Source organism: Clostridium cellulovorans 743B (genome assembly GCF_000145275.1).
Taxonomy (GTDB): domain Bacteria; phylum Bacillota; class Clostridia; order Clostridiales; family Clostridiaceae; genus Clostridium_K; species Clostridium_K cellulovorans.
Genome location: NC_014393.1, coordinates 2,750,620 through 2,762,158 on the forward strand (window position 1 = coordinate 2,750,620; position 11,539 = coordinate 2,762,158).

Sequence of the window (11,539 nt, forward strand, 5' to 3'; positions counted from 1 at the left end):
CAGTAATAACTGCTGCAGTCCCTAGTCCAATTAACTTTAAATAATACAGTATTCAATATTAACATGGTGTTTTTACACCTAATGCAACAATATGTTCTTTCTTTAAATAATACAGTATTCAATATTAACCCTAAAGCTCTTCAAAAATCACCTCATTGCTCTTGAATTCTATCACTTGACACTTCTATGACACTATGCTTTATATGATAATTGCAGTGAACCTATTTCCACCAAATAATCAGCTGATTCATTTACTTATGCGACTTCAAGTCACATAAAGGTAATTTATAATTTACACTACTTAACGTTTACTGCAATAACTAACCTAAAAATTTAGTATTATGAAATAAATTAATAGATTCGATATCAGATTCCATCAATGTACCTACAATGTATAAAAAATTATTCCATTCTGTATCTTTTGGCGTCAATATCTCTTCATAACTTATGTTATCATTTCCTTCTTTAACTACTCCTCCATAAAAACCATACTCATACAAGCAAAGCATAGAATTTTTATGTAATCCAAATTTATCTATAATAATATCATGATTGTTTGATATTATTCTTCCATGATGCTGCAATACTACATTAAGTAAGATTCTATCTTCTAAATTATTTTTAAGAACAATATATCCTATAGCTCTATGATTTCTATTTTTAAATATTAAAGTATTAGCCTTTTTAAATGGAAAATGTGCCAATAATATAGACTTAGCTCCTGCCCACTTTGGTCCTTGCCATTGTTCGTCTAGCTTTCCTATATCATGAAGACCACATACATTACTTATATCATCTATGTTTTCTAAAACATATGATGAAAATCTATCATTAAGCATTTTTTGCTTAACTAGTGCTCGTACTGAAGTAGCATGATTTATCCAAGATTCCTCTTTATAATCAAAATTAAATTTATCATATTTATCTGTTGCATTACTATCATATTGAAAGGTATTACAGACCGAACCTTCTTTATATCTAAATCCTAGCTCATCATATATACAGTCATTACCCTGAATAACTATAGTTTGCCCTATGATATCATCATTAATTTTTTTCTGTACTGGGCTATTTCTATTCTTACCATAATCAATGACATATAAAGCATTGTTTTTAGATAACTTTTCCAATACACTTATATTAATACTAATGCTCTGCTTTTTAAAACTATTGAAGGATATATCTTTATCTACAATTATATTAACATTTTGAATATCTCTTATTAATTTTCCCCTACTACCATCAATAAGATTGTACTTGTTTTTCCTTACATTTATTTCATTTATAACGTCCATATAAAACGGATTTAATATATTTGTAACTACTGCCTTTTGGATTTCCCATGTAAACTTCAAACTAGGTCTATCAGCAAAAAATTCTATAGTTTTTTTTACAATTTTACTATCATAAACTATATCATTACTATTAATTATAACAACTTGCCCAATTCCACCCCATCTTGCACATCTCCCACAACGCTGAATAAAATTGTCAATTGGACATGCATAAGAATATAAGTAATTTGCAGATATATCCACCCCAGCCTCTACAATGCTTGTTGCAATGAGTATCTTATTGTTTTTCTTAGCATATTTGCCAAAATACTTATATAAACTTTTCTCAGAAACATCATCTTCTAGGAGATTCTTTGATTCTATTTTGCTTCGATCATACTTAAGTAATTTACTATTTAATATAATGCATCTACTTTTATCTTCAATATTGTTGTAGACTTCCTCTTGTTGAGCCTGAGTATTGCATATAACTATCTGACTTTCAGTTCTTGAATTTATTTGCAAATAGTCGACTTTTGAAGAATAGTTTACATATATCTCCCTGTCTGCAATTGTCTCTTCGTAAGCTTCTATAAGCTTCATATTATATCTTTCAAGTAAAAAATCTATTAAATATTTAGGCATTGTTGCTGTCATAATTAAAAATTTATTTCCTTGTGAATTAATACTATCTAGAAAATTAATTGTTGTTAGTAAAGCTTTATCAGGTTGAAATAGTTGCACTTCATCAAATACAAAATTTGATTGTACAATATTCTTTCCTCTTATAAAAGATTGTCTACCTATCCCAAGCCATCCAGATAATACTTGATCTATAGTTGTTACACAAAATTTATTTTCTAAATATTTATCCTCTTCTATTCCAGAATGCTGTATTGTCCACTTTTCATTTATATTAAGAATTTTATTATATTCGTTAAGTCTTTCTTGTATTGAAGTTGCTAAGGTCTTCATAGGCTCAACAAATATAGACCTAATTCCATTCCAGTTAAGTAACGCATAATGCCCAACTTCTGTCTTTCCACTACCACAACCAGATATAACTAGTACATTTTCCTTTTTATTCTTTAATACATTTTTTATTTCCTTCTGTATTTCTCTAGGCTTTTTAAATCCAATTATGTCATAATAATTTTCAAACATCATGCCTCCTATAATACTAAATCCTTTATAGAACACGAAAGATTTCTATGCTTATGAGTATACTTATCCGAATATAGATATATATGTTCAAATCTTGCTTTACTATCCCAATCAAATTGATTGTATCTTCCCCTAACTTCATTACTTGGTACAGGCACCATAACGTTATTTAAAGTCTGAACTTCTTCAATAGAATGAAGATATACTAAACTTTCTGCGGTTCCTATCCAATCTATATTTTTTAAGTATAGATTTATATTAGGAATAGACATATCTATATAAAAAACTATATCTTCTACATCAATATATTCTCTAAAACCCATTGTAGTATAAAAGTTATTCTTTATAAGATTTTCTCTGTCTAGTTTCTGTTCGTTATTTATCCCATAATAACTATTAGCATATCGTTTGATCTTGCAACCATTAATATGAAAAACTTTAGGATATTGAATATAAATAACTGCATTCTTAACCTTATGAAATAATTCCTCAGCTTTCATAACCCCATCTACCTGAATAATTGCTCCTAAAATCGCACTTCTAATAGCATATAACGTTGGATACTCATAACTTTGACAATTCAAATTGCTATTTTCATATTTTTTTAATGTAAATAAATTAGCAGTCTTATATGTTATTTTATTCATATATACACCTACTCTATAGATTTTCTTCTAACTTCACTCCAATGTCATCTATTACTGCCGCAAACTCTTCGATATTGTTAAACTCAAAACTATTATTTGACAGTCTTTTATTAACTTGAATAAAATCTTCTTTTAATGCAGAATACTTTGAAAGTACTTCATCTTTATTTTTCTTCTGAACAATAATCCCTTGTATATCTGTGAGATGAGGCAATCTTGTTGAACATAAAGCACCTTCAAGATCAAGGAACATATTTTTTACTGCTTTTAAGCATTTTCTTTGTCTCATAATCTTCGTATTATTATCTACAGCATCAATTAGTTTTTCATCATCAAGACCAATTCTATCTAAATCAATTTGAATAGTTAAAGCATATTCATTACTTCTAATTGGTCTATAAAACAGCATTTGTGTGTTCTGATCTTTATTTGTATTTGCCTCAGATGTGGTATCTGGTTTTCCTTGTTCATTTAAGTTCTTCTCATTCTTGCCTTTATTATTTATTGGATCCACTCTATTATGTAAAACACTTTGGTAATCATTATCATCAGTTGATATTGCCCAGCTAAATTTAATACAACTTACTCTTTTCTCATTATTACCTTTACCTGCATTCATAAATCCTTCAATATCATCGACTATACATTGTTTAACTCTATTGCCACTATCACTTAAGTTCTTGTCCTTCTCTTTGACTGTACCATTTTTCATTGGACTAAATATTTTGCACGTATCACATAGTTCATCTTCATCTGCTAGTAGCCTTACATTCTTTGTATGAAAGTGCTTTAACATTTCTCCTGCAATAGCATTTCTAATACTTCCATCACTTAATTCAATTTGCCTTGGCTGCATTGTGTTTCCTATATTCCCCTCATTATTAAGAGCCTCTCCTTCAACTATTAATAACATCATTATTGCCAACTTATTCATTATATTTCCTCCTCATTATTCAAACTAACTGAAGATTCTAGCACAATCTTTTCAACAGCATCTTCAGTATTAATATCAATTTCAAACTCATCTATTTCTTTAGTATTAGAAACCATACCATCTGAATTGTTAGAACCTTTCTTACTGCTTTCATGAAATACTCTTCCAAAGCTAATTATTGCATTAGCACAAATCACTGCGTCTTTTTTAGTATTAATAAGGTTTATAACTTCTATATGCTCTTTATCACTAAGGATAGAATGCTTGCCATATCTTAAGTAACTGTCCTCAAGCTCTCTTATTCTATATGATAAACTTTCAACAGTTCTAACTGTATATAATTTAGTTAAAATCTCAAAGCCCTTCTTACTATAAAGAAGACGATTTAAGCCTCTACCTAATTTCTTGATAGCTTCATTATTATGAATTTCTTGCACTTTGTTTTCATACATTCTTAAAATTTCCTCCCTATATATAGAATCTATTTTACAATTTTTCTTTGAATATATTTGAATCAACTTATGAAAATTAGCTAGACTAGGCTTTACAATAAATCGAGCTGTCATATCTTTTATATCTAAGTCTGAAGAAGAATAGCTTATCATTTGACCAAGTTTCACATACAACTCTTTAGTCCATTCATAAACTGGCATTTCAAAAAACTTGTTTGGAATAGGTTTTTGCCCTGCTTTTGTTAGCACCATAAATAAAACACTTTCTAATTCTACATCTTTACTATTAGTTTCTTTATATGCAAGGTATTCTGCTATGGTATTTACATATATCTCTGCTTGCAATATGATATCAGATTTTTTACTTCGTTTTCCAAAGTAATGAATGCTTTTAAGTTTGTTTTCCTCCTTATCCTGAAATACATATTCATAAGGTTTAAGTATTCTATTAGTTTTTGAAGGTATTAGTATAGCATTTATTTCAACATCATCATTAGTTATATAATTAGTCGCATTTATCCACCCTAAAAATGCCATTGTTCTCTCTACAGGTGTTGTACCAAAAGTTCCTGGTGATGTGGATGCTCTTATGCTTTTAGTATTAAAATATGTTCCAATCCCTAAGCTACCTTCTTTTTTTAAGCTTTTCAACAATTTATCATCATGAGTTGAAAAGTATTTAAATATTAAAGAAACATTTTGTGATATAAATTTATTAGCTGAATTCATAGAATTATTTCTTTCAGTTTTATTTAAAGAGCTATTACATGTTTCACAATTTTCTTCTTCAATATCCAAAAATAATGCATCATCATAATTAAACTCTTCATGGATAATTAAATAATACTCTCCTGTTTTGTTTAAACTATACTTGATACTATTCATATTAAGTAGTTTGCATAAACCATATAATAAGTGCCATTACTATTGAAGTTACTCCTATAACCGTTCTGTTTTTATACAATTCTTTTAATTTATTCACCTTAAAAACCTCCTGAAATTAAATATGATAAAAAACACCCTATTGATAAATACGGTGCCAATGGAAAAGCTTCATCCTTATTTGTACTCTTAATTTTATAGCTTACTTTCTTTGTAACTATTGCTGTTGCAAGTCCTATAATACTTGCTAAAAACCCTCCTTTAACCCCTAATAGGAAACCACTAGCTCCCATAAGCTTAATATCTCCACCACCAATGCCATTTTCACTAATTAACGCTGTTATTATAAAAGGTATTGATACAAGAAATAATCCAAGTAGTGAATCCTTTAGGTTAATATTAATAAGTGATACAAGTAAAATCATAATATGTACTTTGTCTGGTATTATCCTGATCTTGATATCTGATAAGCTTACATACAGTAAAATCACTGCATATAAAAAGCCTTTGATTATCACTAATGGATTATCAAAGGCAACTTCTAAGAATCTTTGTAAAACTATTTTCTCATCTCCATTCATCTAAATATTTGTATTTATATTTCTTCTGAGACTTAGCAAACCTAACCATAAACTTTATCTGATCTACAACTGAAAGATTGCTTGTATCCTTTGTAAGCATCATTACCGAGCCTGCCATTGCAGATAAGATAAAAACTATTGTAATAGCAACATTTCTAAATATTATGTATATAACTACATCTATAGCTGCTGATATCAGTGTAGAAATAATGGCTTTGAAAAGTTCTTCCTTTCCAAAGCCATCAAAGATTTCTGTTTTTGTTTTTAGTCCCAGGGGAATATATAAGGTTTCTTTTTCTTCTAGTTCCAAGAATTCGCACCTCCCTTTCTTAATTTGAAGATATACTAAAATAAGCGCCAATTACTTGACGCTTACATATAGCATGAACTAACCTATAGCTATATTCTATTATGCAAATTTTTTTAATTCAGTATCAAAAATTTGAAGTGTTTTAGTATACCACTTGTATTGCAGTTGTAATTGAGAATCACCATTAACATTATATTGTTCTGCATAAGATTTCATGTCTTTAACCATTTTTAAATATCCATTAGTGTCATTGTTCATAGTCGACATATAGTTAGGATAATCTCTTCTGAAACCATCAAACATAATTGTGAAAGCTTTCATTTCTGCTCTTTCTTCTGGTGATGCATTTTCTTTAGCTTGTCTCCATGCACGTCTCACTGAGCCTGGAGCACTAAATGGCGGGAAAGTTGTTCCATTCTTTAAAACATAATCAAATTCCTCTTTTGAATAACCCGCCTTCTTATACTTTTCATACAATATAGCATTTTCCTCAGCAGATATTTTTGATTCTTCTTCCGCTGTATATTTTGTTTTCTTCTCATCAGATGATTGTTTGTTTGTATTGATCAAATAATTATTTTGAATAGAATTAACCATATTTCAACCTTCTCTCAAAAATATATTATTACAACATCTTTAAATAAATCAAATTGGATTATATAAAATATTCCCAAATGGCATTGCTTTTCTTTCTGATAAACCATTATGTAAATTTTTCCAACTCAGTAGTAAAGAGTTCTAGTACTTCATTATACCAACGATATTGTTTTTGAGCTTGAAGATCACCATCAGCATTATATTGTTGTATATGAGAGTATAAGTCCTCAATTAAATTAAAATAACCCTTTATATCATTTTGTATGTTTGACATGTAATTAGGATAGTCTCTTTCAAAACCATAAAACATAGATGTAAAGCTTCTCATTTTGTCTTTCATTTCTGGTGATGCACTGTCCCAAATTTGTCTCCATGCACGTCTTACTGATCCAGGAGCATTATGTGGCGGGAATGTGTATCCTGTTTTAATTAGATTATCAAACATTTCTTTTGTGTATCCATAACTTTTCAATTTTTCATACAATATAGCATCCTCTTCAGCTGATATTTTAGATTCTTCTTCAACTGAAAGTTTTGGTTTCTTTTCACCTACAAACAACTTTCTAATTTCAGTATTTTTTTGCGTTTGATAAATGCTTTTTGAATAATCATTTTTTATAGAATTGACCACAACTTATATCCTTCTTTCTAAAACATACTATTGCAACATCTTTAAACAAATCAAATTGGATGATATAACAATGTACTTATTAATATCCACATTACCCATATGCAAAAAGAAAGTACCACTAATAATATCAATTTCTTAATGGTACTTTTCTTTAGAATATAAGTTAACAAAAGAATAACATGAACTAACCTATAGCTATATTTTATTATGCAAATTTTTTCAATTCAGTTTCAAAAGCTTTTAAGATTTCGTTATACCACTTATATTGATTTTTTGATTGTGAATCACTTTGCTCATCATATTGTTTTATATAAGTCTGTAAATCTTCAATTACTTTAAAATATCCATTTGTATCATTTTGAATACTTGACGTATAATCTGGATTAACCCTCATAAAAGCATCAGATACACATATAAAAAGACATAGTTGATCTCGCATCTCTGGGGTTGCATTTTCCACAGCTTGTCTCCATGCACGTCTTACTGATCCTGGAGCATTGTCTGGTGGAAAACCATGCATATGCTTTTTTGCATAATCGATTTGATCTTCTGTGTATCCATTTTTTCTAAGATGTTCACAGTATATAGCATCTTCCTCAGCAGATATTTTCGCTTCTTCCTCTGCTGTATATTTTACTTGATTCTTATCAGATGTTTGTTTGTTTGTATTAATAGAATAATTGTTTTGATTAGGATAATTATTTTTAATAGAATTAACCATATTTCAACCCTCTCTCAAAAATATATTATTGCAACATCTTTAAATAAACTGTATCAGATATTGTATTAGTACCTGACATTTTCCAAAACTTTATGCCTGTAATTCCTGCAGGAAGATTAGTAATTTTATATATTGTAACCCAACCAATTTCTTGACCAAATGTAAAATCTCTAGTATTACTTAACTCAGTACAAGAAGCGTTAGAACTTAACATATATACGTTAGGACTTCCATACCCATTGGACCTTACTCTTATATAGGCTGTAGTTCCTACTAAAGGAACATTTGTCATTGTATTAGAATACCATTGAAGCGGGTAATTCCCACTATCTGTAACTCCATCGACTTTGCAAACTGTCGCATTCGTTACTTCTGCAAATGTAGGAACTGCAAACATCATTAATGCCATTGCTGTTACAATTATTGTTTTAAATATTTTTCTCATTATTATTTTATCTCCTTCTACATATAATTTTTCGTAATCTGTATTATCGAATAATCAATCTCAAAAGCATAGATTGAAAAAAGATAGCTATATTTTAGGTTAGTTCACTGCATCAGATAAACTTCAACATATTCATTGAAAATTAAATTCTATACTTTCAATTTGAATTAATAATTTTATGAGATAATACAAACCACACTATTAAATTCTATAAAAAGTATTATATTCCTTCTTTTTTATATAATTTTGTTTATTTTACTTATATGTATTTAATTGTATTATATATTTAATTATAGATAAAATCCTAAAATTGATTGTTAATCCTTCCCTTAAAGTTTTGTTAGAGATAATATCCTAATACTATATCTTTAATCTGCCATATTGATTCAGCTATAGCATAAAAGAATAAAGTATTTTTAATTCTTCTTTTATAAACTGCTACTTCATCTTCACTGGCTGCCATTTTTACAAAACAGAATACCACTCGGAACAACGCTCCAACTCTTATCAATCCAATAAAAGCACTTATTAACTGTGTAATAATATCCATTACTTAAATGCTCCTCTCACTGTCTGGATCATTCGTGTTGATTGGTATGCTTTTGACATAAAGCCTGAAGTTTGTCCACCAGATATAATTATAAATTCTTGTAGGAACTTAGGTGTCTTAATGGCAAGTCTTAAAGCAGCTATACCCCAAAATATGTGTGAGTTAAGGAAGAGCCCTACACCTAATTCTGTTAAGGCTATTTGAACCAATACTGCTAAAGTTGATTGAAAAAACTTTTGTATATAAGTTTTAAATACTCCCTTATCTGCATCCATTAAACCTACACAAGCAATAGGCATTCCTATTCGAAGTATTAACATCTCCATTCCTCTCATTAAAAATTGTAAATATAAAAGGAAAAGACATATAAAAAATATTAGTGCTAGTATTATTGTAAACAATCCAGCACCTTGTAAACTTGTCACCATTGCTGTATATTCTTTCAACATCCCATTGCCAATAGAGTTAACTACTTTAGTGGTCATATCCTCAATTACATTAGCAAGCCAGGAATATAGTGTTGGAAATGATACTGCTATAGCCAAAGCTCTAAAAAATCCTGTTAATAACAGCAATGGATCTGCATCTGCATCACCTTCTGTCCATAAAATATATTGATCAAAACCTTTCTTTAAAAACTTAAGTACTATAAGAGATATTCCAAAGCTTAGAAATATATTAAAGCAATCAGTTAAGCCATTAGTACCTAATAAAGTATTCATATATTTATCTGCATACAACGCAATTCCTACTATACCATCAAGCATTGTATTAGTATAAACTAGTCCTCCACTTATGATTGCCATAAAAAGATTTATCAAAAGCTTTTCCAATTAATTATCCCTCCCATCTTTTTTGCTTCAGTAGATTCTTTTTAATTTCTTAATAAGCGATTTATAGCTCCTTATTTTTGAACTTTTAACCACTATAATTAAACATATCTATTATTCTCGCTTTTAAGGTTGGTATCACTGTATCCTTAAATAAAAGATATAAGCCTGCTAGTAATAAAGCTCCTAAAACTACTGAAATTAATATTTTTACAGCTGAATCTACGTAGCCTTCACCTTTTTTACTTTTAAAAATATTAGCTACTTTACTGAAAATTGTTATTGCTTGGACTTCCTTCTTTAATAAAAGATTTTTCATTTACCTTTACTCCTTTTTTGAAATATTAAAGCCTACAACTAAATAACATTGTAGGCTTTTTTGATATATGTAATTAACCACTATAATTGAACATAGCTTTGATTTTAGCAGTTAAGGTTGGTAACACTGTGTCCTTAAATAACAAATACAAACCCGCTAACAATAAAGCTCCTAAAACCACTGCAATCAATATCTTTACTGCTGAATCTACATACCCTTCACCTTTTTTACTTTTAAAAATATTCTTTACCTTTCCTAACATTGATACTGCTTGTACCTCTTTTTTTAATAAAATATTTCTCATAATTTTTTCATTCCTCCATTAATTTTATTTTTAAATTTAATATCTTTTTATTTCTATTTGGATTTATTAATATTAATTTTTTAGCCATAATAGCTAACTACAAGATTTATTATTACTGAGCCTAAAATAGCTCCAGCGCAACAGCCGAGAACTATATATATTCTGTTTGTCCATCGCTTCTGATCTTGCTCATCAGCTGCACCTTTTCTTATAAAAAAGTAGATAATTAATCAGGACCACCCGTCAAACGGGTGGTTTGCTTTAGCCCTATAAGGGCATGTTACTGGCCGTGCTACTCGCACATTGAGCGGTTTGCCAACCGCATACCTTTACTGGCTGCACCTAAAAGGTGCTTTATTTTTTGCCTTTGTTTACTGATTCACCCGTAAACGGGTCAATAAATTCTTTCAAGCTCATTTGTTCATATGCTAAATCTTCCTGTATTTGATTCTTTATGTATTCTTCTATTATCTTTTTGTTTCTTCCAACTGTATCAACGTAATAGCCTTTACACCAAAATTGCCTATTCCCATATTTATATTTCAAATTTGCATGTCTGTCAAAAATCATCAATGAACTCTTACCTTTCAAATACCCCATAAACTGAGAGACACTTAACTTCGGAGGTATACTTACAAGCATATGTATATGATCCTTACATGCATTTGCTTCAATAATTTCTACTCCTTTATGTTCACATAACTTTCTAAGTATTACCCCTATATCCGCTTTTATTTTTCCATATATGATTTGTCTCCTATACTTTGGTGCGAAGACTATGTGATATTTACAATTCCATTTACTATGTGCTAAACTACTATTATCCATTACGGATATACCTCCTTTGTACTTTTGGTTGTGGTCGGCAAACCTACTACCATTTTACATTGGAGGTATT

General features: G+C 29.3%; 15 protein-coding genes and 1 CRISPR repeat array (1 of these 16 cut by a window edge). All 15 genes read right to left on the reverse strand.

Annotated features, from left to right (window positions below; genetic code table 11):
* A CRISPR array of direct repeats spans window positions 1–129; the repeat unit is 29 nt; unit sequence CTTTAAATAATACAGTATTCAATATTAAC; it begins 2,518 nt to the left of the window's first position.
* 191 nt (window positions 130–320) lie between these two features.
* Window positions 321–2,438: a CRISPR-associated helicase Cas3' gene (cas3, locus tag CLOCEL_RS11635; RefSeq protein ID WP_013291735.1), complete on the reverse strand. Its 2,118-nt coding sequence runs from the start codon at window positions 2,436–2,438 to the stop codon at window positions 321–323.
* 8 nt (window positions 2,439–2,446) lie between these two features.
* Entirely contained in the window at window positions 2,447–3,085 is a 639-nt protein-coding gene (locus CLOCEL_RS11640; protein ID WP_010075383.1) for a hypothetical protein, read from the reverse strand.
* Between the two features lie 13 nt (window positions 3,086–3,098).
* A complete protein-coding gene (locus CLOCEL_RS11645) occupies window positions 3,099–4,019 on the reverse strand; it encodes a DevR family CRISPR-associated autoregulator (RefSeq protein ID WP_010075384.1) in 921 nt (306 codons plus the stop codon).
* Window positions 4,019–5,356 (reverse strand): hypothetical protein, encoded by a 1,338-nt coding sequence (locus tag CLOCEL_RS11650; RefSeq protein ID WP_010075385.1) that lies wholly within the window; start codon window positions 5,354–5,356, stop codon window positions 4,019–4,021. The genes CLOCEL_RS11645 and CLOCEL_RS11650 overlap by 1 nt, the downstream gene beginning before the upstream one ends.
* Before the next feature lie 98 nt (window positions 5,357–5,454).
* On the reverse strand, window positions 5,455–5,934 hold the full coding sequence (locus tag CLOCEL_RS11655; protein ID WP_010075387.1) for a prepilin peptidase: 480 nt from the start codon (window positions 5,932–5,934) through the stop codon (window positions 5,455–5,457).
* Window positions 5,921–6,244, reverse strand: a complete 324-nt coding sequence (locus CLOCEL_RS11660) for a hypothetical protein (RefSeq protein WP_010075388.1) — start codon at window positions 6,242–6,244, stop codon at window positions 5,921–5,923. The genes CLOCEL_RS11655 and CLOCEL_RS11660 overlap by 14 nt, the downstream gene beginning before the upstream one ends.
* Window positions 6,245–6,343: 99 nt before the next feature.
* On the reverse strand, window positions 6,344–6,841 hold the full coding sequence (locus tag CLOCEL_RS11665; protein ID WP_010075389.1) for a hypothetical protein: 498 nt from the start codon (window positions 6,839–6,841) through the stop codon (window positions 6,344–6,346).
* Between the two features lie 106 nt (window positions 6,842–6,947).
* Window positions 6,948–7,472: a hypothetical protein gene (locus tag CLOCEL_RS11670; RefSeq protein WP_010075390.1), complete on the reverse strand. Its 525-nt coding sequence runs from the start codon at window positions 7,470–7,472 to the stop codon at window positions 6,948–6,950.
* Between the two features lie 205 nt (window positions 7,473–7,677).
* Window positions 7,678–8,193, reverse strand: a complete 516-nt coding sequence (locus CLOCEL_RS11675) for a hypothetical protein (RefSeq protein ID WP_010075391.1) — start codon at window positions 8,191–8,193, stop codon at window positions 7,678–7,680.
* Between the two features lie 25 nt (window positions 8,194–8,218).
* On the reverse strand, window positions 8,219–8,638 hold the full coding sequence (locus CLOCEL_RS11680) for a hypothetical protein (protein WP_010075392.1): 420 nt from the start codon (window positions 8,636–8,638) through the stop codon (window positions 8,219–8,221).
* A 340-nt stretch (window positions 8,639–8,978) separates the two neighbouring features.
* Complete coding sequence (locus CLOCEL_RS11685; protein WP_010075393.1) at window positions 8,979–9,188, reverse strand: hypothetical protein; 210 nt, start codon at window positions 9,186–9,188, stop codon at window positions 8,979–8,981.
* Window positions 9,188–10,021 (reverse strand): conjugal transfer protein TrbL family protein, encoded by an 834-nt coding sequence (locus CLOCEL_RS11690; RefSeq protein ID WP_010075394.1) that lies wholly within the window; start codon window positions 10,019–10,021, stop codon window positions 9,188–9,190. The genes CLOCEL_RS11685 and CLOCEL_RS11690 overlap by 1 nt, the downstream gene beginning before the upstream one ends.
* An 85-nt stretch (window positions 10,022–10,106) precedes the next feature.
* Window positions 10,107–10,337 (reverse strand): DUF6133 family protein, encoded by a 231-nt coding sequence (locus CLOCEL_RS11695; RefSeq protein WP_010075395.1) that lies wholly within the window; start codon window positions 10,335–10,337, stop codon window positions 10,107–10,109.
* Window positions 10,338–10,410: 73 nt separating this feature from the next.
* Complete coding sequence (locus CLOCEL_RS11700; RefSeq protein ID WP_010075396.1) at window positions 10,411–10,641, reverse strand: DUF6133 family protein; 231 nt, start codon at window positions 10,639–10,641, stop codon at window positions 10,411–10,413.
* Between the two features lie 354 nt (window positions 10,642–10,995).
* Window positions 10,996–11,469 (reverse strand): IS200/IS605 family transposase, encoded by a 474-nt coding sequence (gene tnpA / locus CLOCEL_RS11705; RefSeq protein ID WP_013291570.1) that lies wholly within the window; start codon window positions 11,467–11,469, stop codon window positions 10,996–10,998.
* Between the last annotated feature and the right edge of the window lie 70 nt (window positions 11,470–11,539).

Bases quoted from the DNA above. Each gene is read 5' to 3' on its own strand.
- cas3 (WP_013291735.1), bottom strand. From the start codon at position 2,438: ATGTTTGAAAATTATTATGACATAATTGGATTTAAAAAGCCTAGAGAA.
- CLOCEL_RS11640 (WP_010075383.1), bottom strand. From the start codon at position 3,085: ATGAATAAAATAACATATAAGACTGCTAATTTATTTACATTAAAAAAA.
- CLOCEL_RS11645 (WP_010075384.1), bottom strand. From the start codon at position 4,019: ATGAATAAGTTGGCAATAATGATGTTATTAATAGTTGAAGGAGAGGCT.
- CLOCEL_RS11650 (WP_010075385.1), bottom strand. From the start codon at position 5,356: ATGAATAGTATCAAGTATAGTTTAAACAAAACAGGAGAGTATTATTTA.
- CLOCEL_RS11655 (WP_010075387.1), bottom strand. From the start codon at position 5,934: ATGAATGGAGATGAGAAAATAGTTTTACAAAGATTCTTAGAAGTTGCC.
- CLOCEL_RS11665 (WP_010075389.1), bottom strand. From the start codon at position 6,841: ATGGTTAATTCTATTCAAAATAATTATTTGATCAATACAAACAAACAA.
- CLOCEL_RS11675 (WP_010075391.1), bottom strand. From the start codon at position 8,193: ATGGTTAATTCTATTAAAAATAATTATCCTAATCAAAACAATTATTCT.
- CLOCEL_RS11680 (WP_010075392.1), bottom strand. From the start codon at position 8,638: ATGAGAAAAATATTTAAAACAATAATTGTAACAGCAATGGCATTAATG.
- CLOCEL_RS11685 (WP_010075393.1), bottom strand. From the start codon at position 9,188: ATGGATATTATTACACAGTTAATAAGTGCTTTTATTGGATTGATAAGA.
- CLOCEL_RS11695 (WP_010075395.1), bottom strand. From the start codon at position 10,337: ATGAAAAATCTTTTATTAAAGAAGGAAGTCCAAGCAATAACAATTTTC.
- CLOCEL_RS11700 (WP_010075396.1), bottom strand. From the start codon at position 10,641: ATGAGAAATATTTTATTAAAAAAAGAGGTACAAGCAGTATCAATGTTA.
- tnpA (WP_013291570.1), bottom strand. From the start codon at position 11,469: ATGGATAATAGTAGTTTAGCACATAGTAAATGGAATTGTAAATATCAC.